This is a genomic window from Treponema sp. SP13 (genome assembly GCF_050938355.1).
Lineage (GTDB): Bacteria > Spirochaetota > Spirochaetia > Treponematales > Treponemataceae > Treponema_D > Treponema_D socranskii.
On the sequence record NZ_JADOVM010000001.1, the window covers coordinates 588,962 to 611,235 of the forward strand.

Annotated in this window: 21 protein-coding genes and 2 tRNA genes; all 23 read right to left on the reverse strand. The window is 51.8% G+C overall.

The genetic code is table 11. From position 1 onward, the window contains the following. Positions 1-12 precede the first annotated feature (12 nt). The 23 genes from IZU26_RS02635 to IZU26_RS02745 all read right to left on the reverse strand — a co-directional run bounded on the left by IZU26_RS02635 (position 13) and on the right by IZU26_RS02745 (position 22,215). A complete protein-coding gene (locus IZU26_RS02635; protein WP_310824019.1) occupies positions 13-1,014 on the reverse strand; it encodes an endonuclease/exonuclease/phosphatase family protein in 1,002 nt (333 codons plus the stop codon). A 221-nt stretch (positions 1,015-1,235) separates the two neighbouring features. Next, complete coding sequence (gene rpsG / locus IZU26_RS02640; RefSeq protein ID WP_021330590.1) at positions 1,236-1,706, reverse strand: 30S ribosomal protein S7; 471 nt, start codon at positions 1,704-1,706, stop codon at positions 1,236-1,238. A gap of 14 nt (positions 1,707-1,720) precedes the next feature. Continuing rightward, positions 1,721-2,095: a 30S ribosomal protein S12 gene (gene rpsL, locus IZU26_RS02645; protein WP_016521736.1), complete on the reverse strand. Its 375-nt coding sequence runs from the start codon at positions 2,093-2,095 to the stop codon at positions 1,721-1,723. Positions 2,096-2,274: 179 nt separating this feature from the next. Continuing rightward, entirely contained in the window at positions 2,275-6,534 is a 4,260-nt protein-coding gene (gene rpoC, locus IZU26_RS02650; protein WP_433276564.1) for a DNA-directed RNA polymerase subunit beta', read from the reverse strand. Further along, positions 6,527-10,078, reverse strand: a complete 3,552-nt coding sequence (rpoB, locus tag IZU26_RS02655) for a DNA-directed RNA polymerase subunit beta (protein WP_310824012.1) — start codon at positions 10,076-10,078, stop codon at positions 6,527-6,529. Before rpoB ends, rpoC begins: the two co-directional genes overlap by 8 nt. A 296-nt stretch (positions 10,079-10,374) precedes the next feature. Beyond that, positions 10,375-10,758: a 50S ribosomal protein L7/L12 gene (rplL, locus tag IZU26_RS02660; RefSeq protein ID WP_021330637.1), complete on the reverse strand. Its 384-nt coding sequence runs from the start codon at positions 10,756-10,758 to the stop codon at positions 10,375-10,377. 222 nt (positions 10,759-10,980) lie between these two features. Next, on the reverse strand, positions 10,981-11,688 hold the full coding sequence (gene rplJ / locus IZU26_RS02665; RefSeq protein ID WP_433276567.1) for a 50S ribosomal protein L10: 708 nt from the start codon (positions 11,686-11,688) through the stop codon (positions 10,981-10,983). 2 nt (positions 11,689-11,690) lie between these two features. Next, the gene (gene rplA, locus IZU26_RS02670; RefSeq protein ID WP_021330738.1) at positions 11,691-12,371 is read right to left on the reverse strand and encodes a 50S ribosomal protein L1; all 681 of its coding nucleotides are present in this window, start codon (positions 12,369-12,371) and stop codon (positions 11,691-11,693) included. A 1-nt stretch (position 12,372) separates the two neighbouring features. Further along, positions 12,373-12,804: a 50S ribosomal protein L11 gene (gene rplK, locus IZU26_RS02675; RefSeq protein ID WP_021330624.1), complete on the reverse strand. Its 432-nt coding sequence runs from the start codon at positions 12,802-12,804 to the stop codon at positions 12,373-12,375. A 174-nt stretch (positions 12,805-12,978) separates the two neighbouring features. Further along, positions 12,979-13,536: a transcription termination/antitermination protein NusG gene (gene nusG / locus IZU26_RS02680; RefSeq protein ID WP_021495846.1), complete on the reverse strand. Its 558-nt coding sequence runs from the start codon at positions 13,534-13,536 to the stop codon at positions 12,979-12,981. 11 nt (positions 13,537-13,547) lie between these two features. After that, entirely contained in the window at positions 13,548-13,730 is a 183-nt protein-coding gene (gene secE / locus IZU26_RS02685) for a preprotein translocase subunit SecE (protein WP_021330800.1), read from the reverse strand. A 20-nt stretch (positions 13,731-13,750) separates the two neighbouring features. After that, positions 13,751-13,823, reverse strand: a tRNA-Trp gene (locus IZU26_RS02690). Positions 13,824-13,958: 135 nt separating this feature from the next. Next, entirely contained in the window at positions 13,959-14,135 is a 177-nt protein-coding gene (gene rpmG / locus IZU26_RS02695) for a 50S ribosomal protein L33 (RefSeq protein WP_021330783.1), read from the reverse strand. Between the two features lie 40 nt (positions 14,136-14,175). Continuing rightward, positions 14,176-14,248: transfer RNA gene (locus tag IZU26_RS02700), tRNA-Thr, on the reverse strand. 96 nt (positions 14,249-14,344) lie between these two features. Further along, entirely contained in the window at positions 14,345-14,770 is a 426-nt protein-coding gene (locus IZU26_RS02705) for a hypothetical protein (RefSeq protein ID WP_310824006.1), read from the reverse strand. 304 nt (positions 14,771-15,074) lie between these two features. Further along, positions 15,075-15,467, reverse strand: coding sequence for a NusG domain II-containing protein (locus IZU26_RS02710; RefSeq protein WP_021330774.1), 393 nt, complete (start codon positions 15,465-15,467; stop codon positions 15,075-15,077). A gap of 134 nt (positions 15,468-15,601) precedes the next feature. Beyond that, positions 15,602-16,519, reverse strand: a complete 918-nt coding sequence (locus IZU26_RS02715) for a 1-phosphofructokinase family hexose kinase (RefSeq protein ID WP_433276571.1) — start codon at positions 16,517-16,519, stop codon at positions 15,602-15,604. Positions 16,520-16,588: 69 nt separating this feature from the next. Continuing rightward, complete coding sequence (locus IZU26_RS02720; protein ID WP_021330599.1) at positions 16,589-17,449, reverse strand: class II fructose-bisphosphate aldolase; 861 nt, start codon at positions 17,447-17,449, stop codon at positions 16,589-16,591. A gap of 114 nt (positions 17,450-17,563) precedes the next feature. Beyond that, the gene (locus tag IZU26_RS02725) at positions 17,564-18,145 is read right to left on the reverse strand and encodes an AAA family ATPase (protein WP_021330845.1); all 582 of its coding nucleotides are present in this window, start codon (positions 18,143-18,145) and stop codon (positions 17,564-17,566) included. 39 nt (positions 18,146-18,184) lie between these two features. Then, a complete protein-coding gene (locus IZU26_RS02730; RefSeq protein ID WP_021330677.1) occupies positions 18,185-19,120 on the reverse strand; it encodes a sugar-binding transcriptional regulator in 936 nt (311 codons plus the stop codon). After that, positions 19,117-19,956: a carbohydrate ABC transporter permease gene (locus tag IZU26_RS02735; protein ID WP_433276574.1), complete on the reverse strand. Its 840-nt coding sequence runs from the start codon at positions 19,954-19,956 to the stop codon at positions 19,117-19,119. Before IZU26_RS02735 ends, IZU26_RS02730 begins: the two co-directional genes overlap by 4 nt. Next, on the reverse strand, positions 19,949-20,839 hold the full coding sequence (locus IZU26_RS02740) for a carbohydrate ABC transporter permease (RefSeq protein WP_433276576.1): 891 nt from the start codon (positions 20,837-20,839) through the stop codon (positions 19,949-19,951). Before IZU26_RS02740 ends, IZU26_RS02735 begins: the two co-directional genes overlap by 8 nt. A gap of 119 nt (positions 20,840-20,958) precedes the next feature. Beyond that, complete coding sequence (locus tag IZU26_RS02745) at positions 20,959-22,215, reverse strand: ABC transporter substrate-binding protein (RefSeq protein ID WP_433276578.1); 1,257 nt, start codon at positions 22,213-22,215, stop codon at positions 20,959-20,961. Positions 22,216-22,274: the final 59 nt, after the last annotated feature.

Consider the following 22,274-nt stretch of genomic DNA (forward strand, 5'->3'; position numbering starts at 1 on the left):
CAGCGGCAGCAATCAATAGCGTATGCTCGCCGCAATAGGCAAGTGGTCGGAATAGCCTTTGCCCGTGTGCATTGCATATCGAACGGGTATGCCTTTTTCGTCCGCCCACGGTCCATCGGTTTCCGCAGCAAATGAAACGGCTTCGGCTCTTCCCGACAGAAAAAAGTGATCGATGCGTTCTCCTTTTCCGCCGTAATAATAGCTGTACATTGCATGCGCATTTTCCGAAAGCCACGGCGATTTGACAAGGATTTCCGATACTTCCCCGAAACCCGCTCCGCGCAAAAAAACCGCGCCGCTTTCCGTCCCCTTAGTAAACTCTTCGATATCGCGGTTAAAATCTCCGCAGGCGACGGCAGCGCTTCCGTTTGTCTGCAGCAGCAATCGGGCGAGGACGGACTCCTGCCAGCTTCGCCACAGTTCCGTCTCCTTACCGCCTCCCAATTTGGATTTCCAGTGATTGACGCAGAGCGTAAGCCGGTGCGAATCTGCGAATACGGATACGTCGATGACGGGCCGCATGCGCGGCTGCTCCGCATAGGTGCGGATATCGAGAGCGTGAACGGTCATCGCACCGAGCGGATAGCGCGAAAGCACGGCACAGCCGAGCGCGTCGCCGGGCGATTTTGCAAAGCACGCGTAGTTCCAATTTTTTTTGCCGTTCCACGCGCCGCCTGCGAGGAGGTTTGCGATATCGTACATAACGCCTTCGTTTTCTATCTCTTCGAAAACGTATACATCGGCGTTGAGCTTTTTAATCGCGTCGCAGAGTCGGCCGAGCCGGGCGGCGTATTCGTCCCTGCCCCATTTCGATTTCGGTGATTTGAATTCGGCGTATTCGCATCCGTCCGCATTCGCATCAAAAAACGTCTGCACGTTCCAGTTTACGATGCGGATCGTCTGCACGCTCACTTGCCGTTCGGTGTCCCTGTCTTTCGAACCTTCGGCGGCCAGCGTACAGCCTGCGCCGATCAACAGGAGCGGAAAAAAATATGTAATCGTTATTTTTTTCATGGCAGCTTCTCCGTGCGTCGATTTCGATTTCACCTTATAATCGTCAACGCTTTGTATTTTTACGCGGATTTTACGAAAAAAATGCCGTAAAAACGGCTGCATTCCGCACAATCGATCTGCCGTCAGCTTTTGTTAATAAGTTTTTTCCTGCAAAACGTAATAAAAAACGCCGCCCACGAACGTGAACGGCGCTCTTTGACCGATTTTCGGATCGTCGAAAACTACCAGCGGTAGTGCGCGAACGCTTTGTTCGCTTCAGCCATTTTGTGCGTATCTTCTTTTTTCTTAAAGGCCGTACCCGTGCTGTTATACGCATCGAGCAGTTCGGCGGCGAGCGTTTCAGCCATGCCGTGTCCGTTCCGGTTGCGAGCGGCGGTGATGATCCAGCGCATCGCAAGCGCTTCTTTGCGCACGTCGCGGATTTCCACCGGAACCTGATAGGTCGCGCCTCCGACGCGGCGGGATTTTACTTCCACCATCGGTTTGACGTTTTCAAGCGCTTTCAAAAACACTTCGAGCGGATCTTTGTCGGTTTTAGCTTTTAAATTGTCCATCGCCGTGTACATGAGACGCTTACACGTTTCTTTTTTGCCCTGCAGCATCATACGCGTGATGAATTTCGAAACGACTTTGCTGTTGTATTTTACGTCCGGCATAACGGGACGATCGATCGATTTTTTATGTCTTCCCATTTTCTGATCCCCCGTTATGCTTTAGCGCGTTTTGCACCGTATTTCGAGCGGCCGCGTTTGCGTCCGTCGACACCGAGCGTATCTTTTGTGCCGCGGATGATGTGATAGCGCACACCCGGCAAATCTTTTACGCGTCCGCCGCGCACGAGCACAACCGAGTGTTCCTGCAAATTATGTCCGATGCCCGGAATGTACGCGGTCACTTCCATACCGTTGCTGAGCCGTACACGCGCAATTTTCCGAAGCGCGGAGTTCGGTTTTTTCGGCGTCATCGTCATAACACGTGTACATACGCCGCGTTTTTGCGGACACGAATCGAGGGCGGGCGCTTTCGTCCTGTTTGCGCTCGACTTGCGTCCCTGATGAATCAACTGATTAATTGTAGGCATCGCCTATCTCCTATTCCTAATAATTAATAATCTTTAAACAAAATTCCGGTCAGCACCCCGGAATATAATCCGTCATCATTTCCGAAAAAACGGAGGAATTGCGAACACCGCTAAAACCTCAGGTGATTTTTAGAAGTGTTCTTATATTTTACTTCATTCCCCCGTCTCTCGTCAATAGCTCAATCGGCTTCCTGCTCTTCCGCATCGAGCGCAGCGTCTTCTTCGGTCATGCGCAGCGCTTCCTGCTCCTTTTCAATGCGTCGGCGTTCGAGAATTTCAGCCATTTGGATATCCAAATCTTTGTCGCTTCCGTCGAAGAGTTTGATATTGCGGTAGTTTCTGATGCCGGTTCCCGCGGGAATCATGTGACCGATCGCGACGTTTTCTTTGATGCCGTGCAGATAATCGGTCGAACCGGAAATCGCTGCGTTCGTGAGCACGCGCGTCGTCTCCTGAAACGATGCCGCCGAAATAAAGGAATCGACGCCGAGCGACGCTTTGGTAATCCCTTGGAACATCGGCCGGCCGGTAGCGGGCTCTCCGCCTTCGTCTTTGACGCGCTTGTTCTCTTCGTGGAATTTGTATTTGTCAACTTGCTGGCCGTAGATAAAGTTCGTATCGCCGACCGTGACGATTTTCACTTTACGCAGCATCTGCCGTACGATGATACCGATGTGCTTGTCGTTGATATCGACGCCCTGCGCGCGGTACACCTGTTGGATTTCGTCCATGAGGTAGTTCTGCAGCGCATTTTCACCGAGTATGGCGAGAATGTCATGCGGGCTCGGAGAACCGTCGCACAGCGGCTCACCCGCTTCCACACGGTCGCCGTCGCGCACGAGCATGCGCTTGTTCATCGGAACGGCGTGAGCTTCCTGTTTGCCGAATTCGTCTTCGACCGTCACCATGCGCTTGCCCTTGCTGATTCCGTCGAATTTGACAAGGCCCGAAATCTTTGCGAGCACGCACGGATTTTTCGGTTTGCGCGCTTCGAAAAGTTCGGAAACGCGCGGGAGACCGCCGGTAATATCGCTCGATTTTGCGGCGACTTTCGGCAGCCTTGCAAGCGTAACACCCGCAGCGATCTGCTTTTTGTCGTCGACATTGAGGATGGCGCCCGCCGGCAGATAGTAGCTTCCGAGTTCATTGCCCGCTTCGTCGGTGATGAGGATGCGCGGCTGCTTTACGTCCAAGTGCAAGTCGGTGATGATGCGTTCGATGTTTCCCGTCTGCATATCGTGCCGCTCTTCGAGCGTCGATCCGACGATGATGTCTTCGAAGTGCACGTAGCCGTCGCTTTCGGCGATGATCGGTTCGCTGAACGGATCGAATTCTCCGATCGGTTTTCCCGCAGCGACGATGTCGCCCGATTTGACGTAGATCGTCGAGCCGTTCGCAATTTCAACTTTTACTTCGCTGCTCGTCAAATAGACCGTATCGCCGATGATCATAATCTTCGCATCGGCGGACGCTTTCACTTCTCCGCTTTTCGTCGTCATGACAACGCTGCCTTTCAAGATGCGGCCGCCGTTTTTTACTTTGACGGACGCGTCTTTGCCGATTTTGATTTCGTCGATGATGCGGATGACGGTCATAAAGCCTTTGCGCGTAAAAAGCCACTTACCGCCTTTTACTTCTACGTGCGTACCCGTGATGTCTTTGATAAAGGCGTTGAATTTGAGAACGATGTGATTTTCTTCCGTCGTCTTTTCGGCAGCACCTCCCGAATGGAAGGTTCTGAGCGTAAGCTGCGTACCCGGCTGTCCGATCGACTGCGCCGCGATGATGCCGACCGCTTCTCCGATTTCGACGATTTTATTCCGCGCGAGATTTTGTCCGTAGCAGTGCACGCAGATACCGTGGTGCGCTTCGCACGTGAGTACGGTGCGCAACTTTACCTTTTCGACGCCCGCTTCATCGATCTTTTTTGCCAAATCGCCGTCGATATAGCGGTTGACGTCGCACAAAAGTTCTCCGGTAATCGGATGGATGACGCGCTCTATCGTATAGTGACCGACGATGCGCTCGGCAAGCGGGACGATCACTTCGTCTCCGTCTTCGATCGCCGCATAATCGATACCGTTGATCGTACCGCAGTCGTCTTCGTTGACGACGACGTCCTGCGCAACGTCGACGAGCCGCCGCGTCATATAACCGGCGTCCGCGGTTTTGAGCGCGGTGTCGGACAAACCTTTTCGAGCACCGTTCGTCGAAATAAAGAATTCGATAACGGACAAGCCTTCTTTAAAGTTCGAGCGGATCGGCAGTTCGATGATATCGCCGTTCGGTTTTGCCATAAGACCGCGCATCGCCGCAAGCTGCGAAATCTGTTTCGGAGAACCGCGCGCGCCCGACTTTGCCATCATATAGATCGTGTTGAAGCCGTCTTTGTCTTTGGCGAGGTTGTCCATCATTATCTTTGAAAGTTCGTCGTTCGTTCTCGCCCACAAGTCGGTAACTTTTTGATAGCGCTCTTCGGCGGTGATGATGCCTTTCGAATACTGTCCGACGATCTCTTCGACTTCTTTGTTCGCTTTGTCGACCATCTTTTTCTTTTCATCGGGGACAAGGATATCGTCCATGGAGAGCGTCGCGCCGTAGAAGGTCGCATTTTTATAGCCGCACGCTTTGATCGCGTCGAGCATCTTTATCGTGAGCCAGGGACCCTTCGTGTGATACACGTGCTCGATCATTTTGCGCAGCTTTTTGTCGTCCATCTGCTCGTTCACGTAGTCGACTTCGTCCGGCATCTCTTCGTTGAACGCGAGGATGCCCGCCGTCGTTTCGATCACTTTGCCGTTGTACGGAGCCTTTTGGACGGGCGCTTTGATCGCCGCCTGCCATTCGATACTGCCGTATTCGGCGGCCATGCGCGCTTCGTCGCTCGAACTGAAGCGTCTGCCGGTACCCTTCGCGTTCGGCTTGACCGACGTCATATAGTAGATGCCGAGCACCATGTCCTGAGACGGATAGACGATCGTATTGCCGTTAGCGGGATCGAGCAGGTTGCGTGCCGAAAGCATGAGCGTCCAGCACTCCATCTGCGCCGCCTGCGTCAGCGGCACGTGGATCGCCATCTGGTCGCCGTCGAAGTCCGCGTTGAACGATTTGCACGCGAGCGGGTGCAGTTTGATCGCTTTACCTTCGACGAGTATCGGTTCGAATGCGAGGATGCCGAGCCGGTGCAGCGTCGGCGCGCGGTTCAGCATAACCGGATGTTCGCGTACGACTTCATCGAGGATCGCGTACACTTCCGGCGATTCCTGTTCGACAAGCGTTTTCGCTTTTTTGATATTGAACACGACGTCTTTATCGACGAGTTTTTTCATGATAAAGGGCTTGAAGAGTTCAAGCGCCATCTTTGTCGGAAGTCCGCACTGCCACAAGTGCAGTTCCGGCCCGACGACGATGACCGAACGTCCCGAATAATCGACGCGCTTTCCGAGCAGGTTTTGGCGGAATCGTCCCTGTTTTCCCTTCAGCATATCGCTGATCGATTTGAGCGGACGGTTCGACGCGCCCTTTACGACGCGCTTTCGTTTGCTGTTGTCGAAGAGCGCATCGACGGCTTCCTGCAGCATACGCTTTTCGTTTCTGATAATGATATCGGGAGCCGAAAGCTGCTGAAGTCTCTTTAAGCGATTGTTGCGGTTGATGACGCGGCGGTAGAGATCGTTTAAGTCGGACGTCGCAAAACGGCCGCCGTCGAGCTGCACCATGGGACGCAGATCCGGAGGGATGACGGGAACGACGTCCAAAATCATCCAGCTCGCTTTGTTGCCGGATTCGCGGAAATGTTCGACGATTTCGATGCGCTTTAAAAGCCGCTTGTCGCTCTTTTCGCCCTTTTCGATCATCTTTACGCGGAGTTCTGCGGCGAGCGCGTCGAGGTCGAGTCCTTCGAGCAGCGTTTTAATCGCTTCGGCGCCCATGTCTGCAGTAAAGGTTTCGCCGTAGCGTTCGCGTGCTTCGTTATATTCCTCTTCGGTCAAAAGCTGCATCTTTTTCAAATCGGTATCGCCCGGCTCTATGACGATATACTTTTCGTAATAGAGCACCGAGCGCAAAGCCGCAACCTGCAGGTCGAGCAGGAGTCCCATGCGGCTCGGTACCGAGCGGTAATACCAGATATGGCTCACCGGAGCTGCAAGCTCGATGTGTCCCGTGCGTTCGCGGCGCACTTTAAAATCGGTTACTTCGACGCCGCAGCGGTCGCAGATGACGCCCTTATAGCGGATCGATTTGAATTTTCCGCAATAGCATTCCCATTCTTTTGTCGTACCGAAAATGCGCTCGCAAAAGAGTCCGTCTTTTTCCGGACGCAGCGTGCGGTAATTTATCGTTTCGGGTTTTTTCACTTCGCCGTACGACCACGCGCGGATCGTATCGGGAGAAGCGAGTTTTATTTTAAGGCTGTCGAAATCCTGAATATCACGCATTGGCATTCTCCTTGTCAAAACCGGAAGCGGCTTTATCGATCAATTCCTGATCGCGTTCCGTCAGGGCGATCTGCTTGCCCTTCGCATCATAAATCGTAAAGTCGAGCGCAAGACCGCGCAGCTCCTGTACGAGTACGTTGAACGATTCCGGCACTCCGGCAGGAGACGACGGGTCGCCTTTGACGATCGACTCGTAAATCTTCGAACGGCCGTTCATGTCGTCCGACTTGATCGTCATCATCTCCTGCAATGTGTTCGCCGCACCGTAAGCTTCGAGCGCCCACACTTCCATTTCGCCCAAACGCTGACCGCCGAACTGCGCTTTGCCTCCGAGCGGCTGCTGCGTAACGAGCGAATAGGGACCGGTCGAACGGGCGTGCATTTTGTCGTCGACGAGGTGATGCAGCTTCATAAAGTAGATGACGCCGACGAAGATCGGATTGACGAAGGGAACTCCCGTGCGTCCGTCGTGCACGATCTGTTTGCAGTCGGGAGAAAGGCCTGCTTCTTTGAGTTTTTCCGCGATCTGTTCCTGACTCGGCGTTTGGAATGCGGGGCACTCGTAGTATTGGCTCAAATAGCGGCCGGCCATGCCGAGTTCGCTTTCCATGATCTGTCCGATATTCATGCGGGACGGAACGCCGAGCGGATTCAAGCAGACGTCGAGCGGTGTACCGTCTTCGAGGTACGGCATATCTTCGATCGGAAGGATGCGCGCGACGACGCCCTTGTTTCCGTGGCGTCCGGCCATCTTGTCGCCTTCGCAGAGCTTGCGCTTGTTTGCGATAAGCACTTTGACGACTTCGTCGACGCCGGGATTCAAATCGTCTCCCTGAGTTCTCCGCAGCCGCTGTATGTCGATGACGACGCCTTCGACGCCGTGCGGAACGCGCAGCGACGAATCGCGCACTTCTTTCGCTTTTTCACCGAATATCGAATTTAATAATTTGAATTCGGGCGTCGTTTCGGTTTCGCTTTTCGGCGTAACCTTTCCGACCAAAATGTCGCCGCTTCTTACTTTTGCACCGACTCTGATGATGCCTTCCACGTCGAGATTGTCAAGCGTTTTCGAAGCGGTATTCGGAACATCGCGCGTGATCTTTTCGGGACCGAGTTTCGTTTCGCGGATTTCGATCGTAAATTCTTTTATGTGGATCGACGTGTACATATCTTCGCGAACGACCCGCTGCGAGATAAGGACGGCGTCTTCGTAATTGTATCCGTTCCACGGCACAAAACCGACGAGGATATTGCGTCCGAGTGCAAGCTCTCCGTTGAACGTCGCAGGTCCGTCGGCAAGCACATCGCCTTCTTTTACCGTTTCTCCGACGGAAACGGTCGGCCGTTGGTGATAGCAGGTATCCTGATTCGTACGCTGGTATTTGAGCAGGATGTATTCGTCGAGCGGATCGGTCTTTTTTGCGCCTTCCGGTTTTACTTTAATGCAGTCGCTCGTCACAGACACAACTTCACCCGCGTGCTTGGCTTTGATGAGAACGCCCGAATCGTAGGCCGTCTTTTGCTCCATGCCGGTGCCGACGATCGGCGGTTCGGGGAACAGGAGCGGTACCGCCTGGCGCTGCATATTGCAGCCCATGAGCGCGCGGTTCGCGTCGTCGTGTTCGAGGAACGGAACGAGGGATGCGGAAACGGAGATGACTTGCCGAGGCGAAACGTCTATGTACTGCACGTCTTTCGGCGAGCGCTGCGTATAGTTTCCGCGGTTGCGGCACGAAATCATATCGGCCGAAAACGAACCGTCCTTGCCGATACCTTCGACGACCTGTCCGATGTAGTATTTGTCTTCGTCCATCGCGGAAAGGTATTCGACTTTGCTCGTCACTTTGCCGTTTTCGACTTTACGGTACGGCGCTTCGAGAAAGCCGTAATCGTTGATGCGCGTAAAAATCGCAAGCGAAACGATGAGCCCGATGTTCGGTCCTTCAGGCGTTTCGATCGGACACATACGCCCGTAATGCGAATAGTGAACGTCGCGCACTTCAAAGCCCGCCCTCTCGCGGGAAAGACCGCCGGGCCCGAGAGCGTTCAAGCGTCTCTTGTGCGTAAGTTCGGCAAGCGGATTGACTTGATCCATAAACTGCGAAAGCTGCGACGAGCCGAAAAATTCTTTGATGGATGCGACGATCGGTTTGATCGAAATCAAATCCTGAGGCTTCATCGTTTCCGTTTCTTTTAAGCTCATGCGTTCTTTTGCTATGCGTTCCATGCGATTGAACGCCGTCTTCAGCTGATTCGTCATGAGTTCGCCGACGGAACGGATACGCCGGTTGCCGAGGTGGTCGATATCGTCTATCTGCTCGTCGCCGATGTATACTTTGATGAGGTATTTCATCGTCTGGATGACGTCTTCGCGGATAAGCGTAAAGTCCTCAACATCGTCTTTGTAGTCGAATTTTTTGTTGAGCTTATAGCGGCCGACTCTTCCCAAATCGTAGCGGCGTTCGGAAAAGAACATGGATGCCAAATCTTTTTCGGCGGCTTCGACGGTGATCGGTTCTCCCGGCATGAGTATCTGGTAAACGGCGGAAAGCACATCTTCTTTAGTCGGTTCCATATCGACGGAACCTTCTTTGACGTAGCGCACTTCTTCGCGCTCAAAACAGTTGATGATCATCTGCGAATTGAGCGATTCGTTTTTTTCGTCGGCGCCCTTGCCCCTCGTATCGAATTTGATGACGACGATTTTGCTCACGCCGTTTGCGATGAGATCGTCGATTTCATGCGGGTGCAACCGGATACCGGCATTGAACAGGCGCTTTTCTTCGTTCGTATCTTTGTCGCGCAGGATAACCGCGCTCGCGAGCACTTTATCGACGAGCTTTTCACGGGAAGCGTTATCGCTCTTTACCGGTACTTCTTCCGTCGTATAAAAACAGCGGATGATCTGCTCGCGCGTATTGTAGCCGAGCGCGCGCAACAAAATCGTACCGAGGATTTTCTTTTTGCGGTCGATTTTCGCAAAGATCAATTCTTTCTTTTGATCGATTTCGAATTCGAGCCACGAACCGCGATACGGGATGATGCGGCTCGAATAGACGCCCTTATCGTGGCAAAAGATGACGCCCGGCGATCGGTGAATCTGTGAGACGACGACGCGCTCGGCTCCGTTTATAATAAAGGTGCCTCTATCGGTCATAAGCGGGATGTCGCCCATGTATATGTCTTTTTGCAAAATGGTTCCCGTTTGGAGAAACACGAGCTTGATAACCGCTTTCAGCGGCACGGCATAGGTTAAACCCTTTTGCTTGCATTCGAGTTCGGAAAATTTAATATTGTCGAAATCGAGTTCGTACGAATCGAATTCGAGGTTCATATCGCCGTTCGGACTTTCGATCGGAAACACGGACGTAAACACTTCCTGCAGTCCCTGTTCGAGCGGCTTTTCGCGATTTTTAATTTTATTTGCTTGAAGAAAACTTTCATACGACGAAGTCTGGATCGAAATGAGATCGGGCACGTCCATGAAATTGCGGATGTCTTTGCCGATGTAGCGGCGGTCGATCGTTCGGGTTTTTGCGAACATCTGGTTCCTCTATGTGCAGTCGAGCGTTCTTTCGCTACAAGGAGAAACTCTCCTCAGCACGAAAGGCGCCTCGTGTTTCCGTGTTGACTCGGAAACGGCGGGTGTGCCGCGAAACGGCGGAAAAGCGCACAGGATACATTCAAGCGCGCTTCGATTCCGCCTTTTTTCGCAGGCGTTTCAATCGTTCGGAAAATCGAGAAAACCGTCCGAAAACCGAAATCTTCGAACGGCCTCGTTTCCGTACGGAAGCATCGAAAAACTTCACTCTTCCAAAGCTTCCGTCAGATGCAAATTGCTTATTTTTTGCTTGCGGTACCGCCGGCTTCCGTGAGCTGGGCGATGATTTTGTCGGCATCCGCTTTGCTGACGCCTTCTTTGACGACTTTCGGAGCGCCTTCGACGAGCGTCTTCGCTTCTCCCAAGCCCAGTCCCGTGATTTCGCGGATCGCTTTGATAACCGGAATCTTTTTCGCCGGATCGAATTTTTCGAGCGTGATCGTAAAGTCGCTCTGCTCTTCGGCTGCCGCTCCTCCGGCCGCGCCGGGTGCTGCCGCAACTGCTACGGGTGCCGCCGCCGTGACGCCGAATTTTTCTTCCATCGCTTTAACGAGATCGGCTGCCTGCTGAACCGTCATGTTCGCAATCGCGTCGAGAATCTCTTCATTCGTAAGTGCTGCCATATTATCTTCTCCTAAAAAATAATAATTATTCGCCCCGTACGGAGCGATTCCGGATTTGTCTTCTTAAAAAGACGACCGGTTTTATGCGGACAGTCGACAGCAATGAAGCCTGACCGCAGTTTATACACACAGTGCGGGGATTTTACAAAGCACTGCAAAACCCCGTATGCGCTTTTACCCGCAAAGCGAGCACATCGAAATCCGGCGCATACCGGAAAATCGTTACGCTTCGGGAGCGGCATCCGCTTTCGGAGCTTCGGCTGTGCCCTCTGCCGGTTTTTCGGCGGGAGCCGCATCGGCTTTCGGCGCTTCGGATGCAGGTGCCGCGTCAGCCTTCGGAGCCTCCGCTGTAGCAGCGGGCGCTTCTTCCGCTTTCGGAGTTTCGGCTGCCGCGTCGGATTTCGGAGCATCCGGTGAAGCGTCTCCACCGGCCGCTTTTTTGTCGACGTACGCCTGCAGCGTCGCTGCGAGCTGGCGGGCAGGTCCGTTGATCGCGGACATGAGCATCGCGATGAGGGTCTTTTTGCCCGGAATCTTCGAAAACTCCGAAATCTTCGCCGCATCGTAGATCTCTTTGCCGATAAAGCCTCCTTTGACGTTTAAAGTCGGCGCGTCTTTCGTAAAGTCGAACAGCGTCTTTGCAACTTCGTTCGAATCTTCTTTTACCATCGCGACGACGGTCGGCCCTTTAAGGTAATCGGCAACGTTGTCGATTTTCATATCCGCAAAAGCGATGCGCGCAAAATTGTTTTTGACGACTTTGAGGACGGCGCTCTGCTCGCGGAGCTTTCTGCGAAGCTGCGTGATCTGCTCGACCGTCATACCGCGGTAATCGGCGAAAATGAAGTCGTTGTAATCGGCAAATGTCTTTTTCGCTGCTTCGATCGCAGCCGTTTTTGCAGGTTGTATTTTTTTTGCTTTGACGGCCATAATTATTCTCCTTCCTTATAGTCGATCCATACGCCGGGTCCCATCGTAGAGCTCACGGAAACGGTCGAAATATAGCCCGATTTCGCGTCGACCGGTTTGCGGCGGCGCACTTCGCTTAAGAGCACGTCGATGTTTTCCGCGACTTTGCCGGGATCCATCGACACTTTGCCGACCGCAATATGGATGACGCCGCCTTTATCCGCGCGGAATTCGGTGCGTCCTTTTTTGAGTTCGCCGATCGCGTGAACGATGTCGTTCGTAACCGTTCCCGTCTTCGGGTTCGGCATAAGACCCTTGCGTCCGAGCACCATACCGAGGCGGCCGACGTCTTTCATCATATCGGGAGTGGCGACGGCGATGTCGAAATCGAGCCAGCCGTCTTTTACCTTTTGAATGTATTCGTCCGCTCCGGCGTAAGTCGCACCCGCGTCGAGCGCTTCTTTTGCGCGGTCGTCTTTGCAAAAGACGAGCACTTTCTTTTCGGCGGTAAACTGATTCGGGAATACGAGCGTATCGCGGACGCTTGCGTTTTTACCGAGTTTGAGGGAAATATGCGCTTCGACCGTTTCATCGAAAGCGGCGTATTTCATATCCTGCACCATTTTGCACGCATCGGCGACGAGGTATTTTTTCGTAAGATCGTATTTTGCTGCAGACGCGCGATATTTTTTTCCACGCTTCATATCATGCCTCCACATCGACGCCCATACTGCGTGCAGTACCGGCGATAATTTTTTTTGCCGCGTCGAGATCGTTCGCGTTGACGTCGGGCATCTTCGTCTTGGCGATCTCTTCGAGATCCTTTTGAGAAAGCTTTCCGACTTTGTCGCGAAGCGGATTTCCCGAACCCTTTTCCAGCTTGAGCGCCTTTTTGATGAGGACGGCGGCAGGCGGGGTCTTTAAGATAAACGTGTAGGATTTGTCCTGATAGACGGTGAGAACGACGGGGATGACGAGTCCCTTTTCCATCTTTTTCGTTCTGTCGTTGAATTCTTGGACAAATTTCGGCGCGCTCACTCCGTGCGGGCCCAATGCGGGACCGATCGGGGGCGCCGGCGTCGCAGCTCCTGCAGGGCACTGCAGTTTAATGACAGCCGTAACCTTTTTTCCAGCCATAATGAACTCCTTAATTGGTGCGGGTATACCGCATGCGGCATCCCTAGCGAAGCGCGTATGTCCGACGGACCGGCGCTTCTCCCAAAACAGGTATACTCTCCTGCCGCACGTGCGGCGGAAAGATTTTGTCCGCGCTTTTTCAGACGCGGATCCTGATTCCGAACTTTGTTATATCTAGATCTTTTCAACCTGCATGAGGCTGACTTCGACGGGCGTCGCACGGCCGAAAATCTGCACCGTAACGCGAAGCCTGTCTTTTTCCGTATTCACTTCGTCGATGTCCCCGCTGAACGTCGCAAAAGGACCATCGATGATCTTCACTTTGTCGCCGACGGCGTACGACTGCTTGACGCGCACGGTTTTTTCACCCTTTATCGCGCCGGATTTTTGCAGCAGGTTTTTCGCTTCGTCAACGGAAATAGGACGCGGCCGATCGCTCGGATTCGTACCGACAAAACCCGTCACGCCCTGAATGCGGCGGATCGCCGTACACGTCTTTTTCCAATCGAGTTCGGGCAAATCCATTTCAAGCATGATGTAGCCCGGCAAAAATTTATTTTTGCGCGAACGTTGTTTACCGTCTTTTACTTCGATGATCTCTTCGACGGGAACTTTTACATCGGTGACGACCGTGGGATCTATATCTTTCGACTCGAGCAGCAACCTGATCGTCCGCTCGATCTTCTGCTCATACCCCGTATAGGTATGCAGAATATACCAATTCTTTGCCATGCAGCGCTTTCCTATTTCATAATCGCGCGGAACGCAGCGGTAAATCCCAAATCGAGCAAACCGAGTATGACGGCGACGATAAACGTCGAAATGATAACTACGATTACGGAAGAGACGACGTCGTCACGGGACGGCCAAACGACTTTTTTAAGTTCGGCTTTGCTTTCTCGAAAAAATTGAATAACCTTTGACATAGTACCCCCGCTAAAAATGACAGGCCAGGCAGGATTCGAACCCACGACAGGCGGTTTTGGAGACCGCAACTCTACCAGCTGAGCTACTGGCCTAAAAAATGATGTTTGCACACAGGTACGGCAAACATCGAGTATATAAAACCGTTTTCGTAAAACATGATTTTACGAAAACGGACAGAACGCACCGATTAAACGCAAAACGAAAAGCCGCGTTTCACCGGCTGCGCGCTATTTTACTTTTGTTTCCTTATGAACGGTGTGTTTCCGATCGAACGGACAGTATTTGCTCAATTCAAGCTTTCCCTGCGTATTCTTGCGGTTTTTCATCGTCGTATAATTTTTCCGTTTGCATTCCGTACACTGCAGCGCAATGATTTCAACAGCACCTTTCTTTTTACTCGCCATAATGATATCCTCTGACTTAAACAGCAATTTCGACTGTTCGAGCCCCCGTGCAGAATCGAACTGCAGACCTCAACCTTACCATGGTTGCGCTCTACCGACTGAGCTACAAGGGCAAACGCGTTTTGTAAGTATATAGAAGCGAGGCGTTTGTGTCAACTATATGAAAAGACATTCGTTCGAAACGTATACGGTGCCGGCACGCAATCACATCAACGCTCGCCGGCGCTTTTGCCGCCGGAGCGCACGTAGCGGATGCCGTTGAATTCAAACGTATCGCCGACAATTTTTCCGCTTTCAGCTTCCGGCGCGGATACGCCGAGCCACGTGCCGCCGAGCGCATTAAACGTCGACGTAACGGTAAGCGTCAGTGCTCCGTCGGCGGACACATCGCCCGAATACGTCCCCCGCTCCGTTTCGATCTCTCCCGATTTCGAACCGTCCCTGCCGTACGCACCCCGAGAAAACGTATCGTTTCCGTAAAACCGGTAAAACGTATAACCGGTTTTATCGCCGACAGTCATGCCGTAGCGGTATTCCGCAATGGCGCCGCCCCGCTTTGTCGATTTGCACGAAGCGAAAACGCCGAGTGCGGCAAAAATTGCAAAAACGACAATACCTTTTCCAACGTGTTTCATGCGACATCTCCTATAAGCGACCGGCCGGAAAAATCGGCTTTCGCCGATCGACTCATATATTGTAGAGCGAACGCCGAGTTTTGTAAATCGGCGGAAACACGTATATCGCGCACTTTTCCGACCGTTTTGTCACGCAACCGGAAGGTCGCCCCGCACACTGTTATGTGTGTTCGAAACGCAACATTCAGTTGATTCGCGAACCGGATGGAAAATAAAAAGCAAAAACGCAAAAATAAAAACCTCTAAAATCTAACCGAGTTTTTTGAAGTGTCCGATTATTAAAAACAAATGCGGCGTTTTGCGCTTACCGAACCGTCGCGTCGACCGCCCCTGCCCTGCCTCCTTCTATTCTAAGGAACACTTGGTTCGGAAGGCACGCAGACCATTCGCCCGTTTCACGTATCGGCATCGACTGCACGCAGGTTTTATTCGGACACGGTGAATCGAGAAAACGCGCGGTGTCGCCGGAGATTTCGATGCGGGATATGCCGATAGCACCTTCGACATCGATAATTCTGTCTTTCGACATATCGTACGCAAAAACACCGCGAGGCGTATGCACGACGAGTTCCCTGCGTTCAACGCCGCCGCTGTACGCAAACGAAAACGCATACACCGTGACGGCAGCAAAGACGGCAAAGACGACGATATCGATCAATTTAATTTTTCGAAAGAAATTTAAAAAAATACTTGACATTACGCCGCCACTATAGTATATTTTAGGCAAGCTTGTAAATAAGCTGATAAACTCTCTCCGATGTCCAACTATGTTGGACGGTAGAGGCTCCGGGTGGCGTTGCTGTTCGGAGCCTCTATTTTTATGTCCGGCCGTCACTGCAATCCGTGCCGAAGCGACTGCGCATTTTTCAGCGCGCACTCCATACCGAAGCTCACGGCGTCTTTCAGAGCATCGCCCGAAAGCAGGCGATGCGTCATACCCGCGGTGAGTGCATCTCCACAGCCTATCGTATTGACGACGGGTACGTCTTTATTCGGAAGAGCGAAAAACTCGCTTCCGTCGTACACCCACGTATCGAATTTGCCTCGGCTTATAACGCTCTTAGCCCCGTAGTCATCGAATATCTTTTTCGTAACCGAGCGAACGGTTTCACGGAGCGTATCGGAATTTTCGTTTTCCAAAACGACACGGCCGTTTTCCACCGTTGCCATCAATTCGGAAAGATTCGGCTTGATGACATCGGGACGCGAAGCGAGCGAGAGGCGCAAGTCTTCGCCGCGCATATCGAGCACGACGAGTTTTCCCTTCTCTTTTGCGCGCTGCACCATGCGCGGATAGAGATCGGCTTCGTAACCTCGGGCGCGAGTGCCGGTAATGACGAGGGCGTCGGTTTTCGGAAGCAGCGAATCGAATACATCGAACGCGCGCGCGCCTGCGCCTTCTTCTACCGGCAGCGGCTCTTCTACGATTTCCGTACTCGTCTTTTTTTCACTGTTGACGATATTGATGCACGTGCGGATGGGACTCTCCGCCGTAAAATACGCAAGCTTGATATGCTCCGCATCGCACAGGTCGATAAATTCCTGCGCTCTGTTTCCGCCGAGATGCGTCAACGCGGTCGCTTCGGTGCCGAGCTGCGTCAGCACGCGCACGACGTTTACACCCTTTCCCGAAGGAAAGGTAAAATAATTGCCGCTGCGGTTCACTTCGTTTTCATAAAACGAATCGAGTATGACTGTCAGCTCAAACGTCGGATTCAAACAGACGACAAGCACATTTTTTTCGCTCATAGTATTGTATCCTCTAAATTATCAGGTTGGAAACGACATACTCGTAAGACCTGAAGCGGCAATCTCGCCTCAGCCTGCTTTATTTGCGCTGCCCATCACGTCGATCAATTCTTCCGCGATGGACGCGCACTTTGCGATAACCGGCTTTGCAACGGCGCGCGGATCTTCGCTCTGCGATTCCGCAAATCCTTTTTTTGCAACGTCGAAAACGCCGTGCACTTTAAATTCCGTGCCGATATTGATTTTGCGCACGCCGCGTTTGATCGATTCGCGGAAGTCGTCATAGGGCACACCCGTCCCGCCGTGCAGCACGAGCGGGACGTTCGGAAGCAGTTCGTGAATCTTTGCGATACGCGGAAAATCGAGTTTGGGCGTCGCTTTGTAAAAACCGTGTACGGTTCCGACTGCGACGGCGAGGCAATCGACGTGCGTCGCGTTGACGAATTTGACCGCTTCTTCAGGCTGCGTAAAAAGCGCGGACATTTCATCAACCGAGATGTCGTCTTCTTTTCCGCCGACGTGGCCGAGTTCCGCTTCAACCGTTACGCCGTACTTTGAAGCGTATTCGACGACGCGGGAAGTGATGTCGACGTTTTCCTGATAGCTTTTCGAAGATGCATCGATCATAACAGACGTAAATCCGTTGTCGACGCAGCGGCGGATCATGTCGTAATCCTGACAGTGATCGAGGTGCAGTATCATATTGATCCCGTAATCTTCGGAAACGCCTTCGCACATCTTCACCGTCGCTTTTTCGCCCATGATCTTCATGCCGTTTACCGTTGCCATCGCTATGACGGGGCTGTTTTTATTTTTCGCTCCCTGTGCGATGCCGACGAGATTCGAAAACGAAAAAAAGTTAAACGCGGGAACGGCGTAATTTCCTTTTTCCGCTTTCGTCATTTCATACTTCATCGTTACCAATGCCATATATACCTCCAAAAAAATATATTCAAAATAATCTTTACAGCTTTCGCTGAAAAAATGCCGACTGCAGTTTTGCGTCGGATGACTTTCGCAGACGCCGAAAAATCGAAATACGGATCAGCTCTCTCCGATTTTAAAATTTCTCTCTTCGATCGCCTGCAATACGAGCTTCATATTCGTATCGATGTCGCCGGAATCGAGCAGGAGCACGCAGTTTTTATCCCATGCAGGCTTTTGCGCCGCATACTGCGCATCGAATTTTTTTCGATCGCCGAGCACGTCGGAATCCCGCTTCGACGCGCGCCGGGCGACCATAGTATAATGCATATCGGGCGGAGGCGCCATATAGCACAACAAAAGAGAAAACGGCGTTTCCGATTTTGCAAAGAGTTTTTCGGGCCAGTCCGCGTCGCGCAGTTCTTCGGAAAGCGGCGCCGACATGACGGCGCTCCGTCCGAGCCGGATATTTTCCAAAACGACATCCCACAGCGTGCGGTAGCTCGCGCTTCGCCACGATCGATAAAATCGATTTCTGCCGTCGTCTCCGATGCCGTACTTTTGTTCTATCGCTTCGAGAAAGGGCTGCACGAACGTATCGTAATCGAAGTACGGCAGACCGAGCAAAGCGGCGAGTTTTTTCGAAAGTGTCGTCTTTCCGCTTCCCGCCTTTCCTGCGACGACGATGAGAAACCTTTCCATCGGCTGCATCCTCCCGTATGTACCCGCGCTCCCCGGCGGTCATTTTAAATAATCGATGACGTGATGCGCCGTCTGAATATCCGTCACGAGCGTATCGATAAGGCCGGTACGCAGTCCGCCGATGATGCTTTCCACTTTTGTAAAACCGCACGCGACCGCGACGACCCATGGAACGCGTCGGATATCGTCGACGGGGATAAGTATTTCATCGTCTGCGATCGTATACATATTGCCGTCGATATCGTAATAATTGTGAAGGATGTCGCCGACGATATTTTTCGTGTTGATTTCCTTGAACACTTCGCTCGTAAACATCCCCTCGCGCTGCGACGGAAAGCGGCTCGTCGCGCATCCCAAGCCCGCGACAAGCACGTGAAGCGCCCGCCATGCGTCGTTTTCTTTCGACGCGATCCGCCCGCCGGGAAATTTCCGTTCGATAAGCAAACGATCGATAAAGCCGCCGTCGACTTGCCCGCCCCAATTTTTCGCAAGGTTACGGGTAAGACGCACCGTATCGAAATACGGATTATCGCCGTCGGCTTCGAGCAGGCACGCGGGGTAATACATCCAGTTCGTTTTCCGCTCTCCTCGATTTTTTACAAGCGTTACATCGTGCATCGTTTTACCCCAGCCGATGCCGATGCGCGATACGTTATTCGGCAGCGTTTCGAGCATATACGAAGCGGCTTTTTCCGCAACGCGCTCGAGCGCTTTATCCGAATTGTCGCTGCCCTGTACGAGCACGACATTTTTTATATGAAAAATCGTTTTAAAAAGCTCGTTGAGGTTATCCGTTTCGTCTTTACTTACCGGAAGGTTTACCGAAATCGTGACGATGCCTTTCCGCTGCGCCTCTTTCAGATAGTTTCCGATCTGCACATGCGATACATTGTACACCCGAGCGATTTCCGCCTGCGTTTTTTTTCTGATGTAATAATCGATCGCGATGTCGAGCAGTTTTTCGTCGTCTATCATTCTTTGACGCTTCCGACGACTTTATTGATAAAGAAATCCTGTGCGAGATTAAACAAAATCAACGCAGGGACTGCGATGATGACACTCGTCGCCATGAGCGCACCCCAGTCCGTCATTTCGTCTCCGCGAAACGTCGTCAAGCCGACGGTAAGCGTAAATTTATTTCTGCTCGTAATAAATGACGATGCGATGAGAAACTCCTGCCACACTTGAATAAACGTATACACACTTGTCGCGACGATACCCGGCGTAACGAGCGGAAAAAAAACGTGCGCCAGTATTTGAAACGTATTGCAGCCGTCGAGGCGGGCCGCTTCTTCGAGCGCGTCGGGAACATCGTTGTAATAGCTCGACTGCAGGATAATCGAAACGGGAAGCTGCAGCGCAACGTATGGGATGACGATCGACGGAAGCGTATTGTAAAGATGAAATCTGTTGCACAGGAGAAAGAGCGGTACCAACAGTACGACGACGGGAAACATTTGCGTTACGCCGAGGAATCGCCGTATCGTTTTTTTGCCTTTGAAGTTGAGACGCGTCAGTGCAAAAGCGGAACAGCTTGCAAAAAACGTCGTAAAGACGACCGTCGCTATCGTCGCTTTTAAACTGTTGATAAAATACATACCGACATTGTACTGCGTAAACGAGCGGAGGTAATTGGTCAAATCGAATGAGCGCGGAATAAGACGCGGCGGCAGTTCATATACGGCAAGCGTTTCTTTAAACGACGTAACGAAAATCCAATAAAACGGAAACAAAACGATGACGAACAGGATCGCCGCAAACAGATAGACAATCTCTATCGTAAAAAAAGAACGCCGTTTTAAATCAGTCATAATTTTTACCTCCGATCAGGAGTCGCAAGAGCGCGCCGATGCCGATGACGATCAGCATAACGCAAAACATATACACACTCATCGTAGCCGCGTTGCTGAGCGAAAAATACGTAAACGCTTCGCGCTGGATGAGCAGCGACATCGTTGTCGTCATTTCCGCCGGTCCGCCGTTTGTCATAACTTTCATAATATCGTACGCGTTAAACGTCCAAATAAAGCACAAAAAAATACACGACATGAGTATGTTGCGCACAAAAGGCAGCAGCACGTACCGAAACAATTTCATTCCCTGTACGCCTTCAAGCTGCGCCGCATCCAACTGATCGTTCGGAACCGTACAGAGCTTCGCGTAAATCATCAGCGTAAAAAACGGAAATGCGCGCCAAATATTCGCCGTAACGGCCGCAGTCATCGACAGCGGCCCGCTGCTGAAAAACGAAAAATGCTGTCCGACGACGCCGGTCGCTTTGAGAATCCACGTGATGATTCCCGCATCTTCGTTCAGCATAAGCGAAAAGATATAGCCCGTTACGACGGACGGCAAAATCCACGGAATCAAAATAAACGATTTCAGTGCACCGCTTCCCTTAAAACCGCTGAACATGAGAAACGCGGAACCCACTCCGATCAAGACGGCGAACAGGAGATTGACGGCAGTCCAAATGCCCGTCCTTCCGAGCGCATTCCATAAACGCCTGTCGTACAGCATGGCAAAATAATTTTGCAGTCCGACAAAGGGTCGATCGATTTCACTCAAATTGTAATTAAAAAAACTGAGAATGATATTTCTCAGCATCGGGTAAAACAGAAAAATCGCTATCATGATCAGCGGCGGCCCGACGAGCACATAGGGCACGATTTTATGCAGCCGGTTATGTTTCATTTTTGTAATCCTTTGTAAAAGATATGCCGATCAATCCGAATACGGATCAGCCGGCACCGATTTTGAAATTAAATGCGGGTTCCGTCAAAACGCGGCGGAACCCTATACAATTTTAATAATTATTTTATCGTATCGAGCACTGCCTGAACTTCCTGCTGACCGAGTTTGCACGCTTCTTCAGGAGTGATGAGCTTCATCATGCATTCGCTGTACCGTCTGTTCCACGTTTCGAATACTTTCGGCAAAACGGACGTGAGAGGACACGGATATTCGGCTTTGACAAGCTGTTCGCGGAATACGGTGTAATCGGGCTTGTTAAACGGAGGATAGTCGAAAGCGCGCGAATCGGCGGGAAGACCGCGGGCGATTTTTCCCTGCACTTCAGGCTGGAGCGCATAGCGTAAAAATGCCCACGCGCCGTCGGGATTTTTCGCACCGGAACCGATACCCCACATATAACCGCCCATAGCTGATGAACGATATCCCGTCGGTCCGACCGGCATCTGAACGAAATCGAGATCGGCTCTGTCGGCAAATTTCGGAATGACGCTCGCGATCTGAGAAGGCGTCCACCACATCATGACGACTTTGCCTTGAGCGAACATACTCCGCGCGACGGTGTTGTCGAGGTTTCCGTCCTGCGGCATACACGCATACATTTGCTGCGCCCACTTCATATAATCGACGGCTTCGGGAGTGCCGAGCCGTGCGACGTATTTGCCGTTTTTATCCTGTTCGTACACATGGATACCCCAGTTGAGCATAAAACCGCCGAGATCGTATACGCAAAATGTCGAGCGATTGAGTCCGCCTGCCATCGCATAATATCCTTTTTTATAACCCGCTTTTGCGATTTTCAGCATATCGTCCGTATTTTTCGGAGGCTGCATTCCGAGCTCACGAAGAATTTTTACGTTATACGCAAGGATGCGGCAGTCGGGATCGAAGGGTATACCGTACATTTTACCGCCGAACTTGCTCGCGTTGACCGCTCTTTCGGAAAAATATGAAAGGTCTATCGAACCGTCTTTTAAATATTTGTCGAGCGGAGCGACGACACCGCCTTTTACAAAAGAAGAAAGCGAAGAGTGATTGACCATGATGACATCGTAATCGTTGCCCGTCGAATGCGATAAAAGCGTCTGCTTATCGAGATCGTTGTAATCGATTTTGTCGATGACCAAATCGTATTGAGGATATTTCTCCTCAAAATCCGCTTCGATATTGTTCGGAGCGAGTTTTTGATCGTACGTCGACGACCACACCATGATTCGCACCGTACTCTTTTTGCCGGATGCGGCCGCATCGCTCCCGCCTGTTGCAAACGCCGCAAAAGCTATGATGGACACAAGTGCAATTGACACTAACTTCTTCATAATGCCTCCTGATTTTTTAATTACCGATTCGAAGATTTGCATTTCAAATCGATAATACT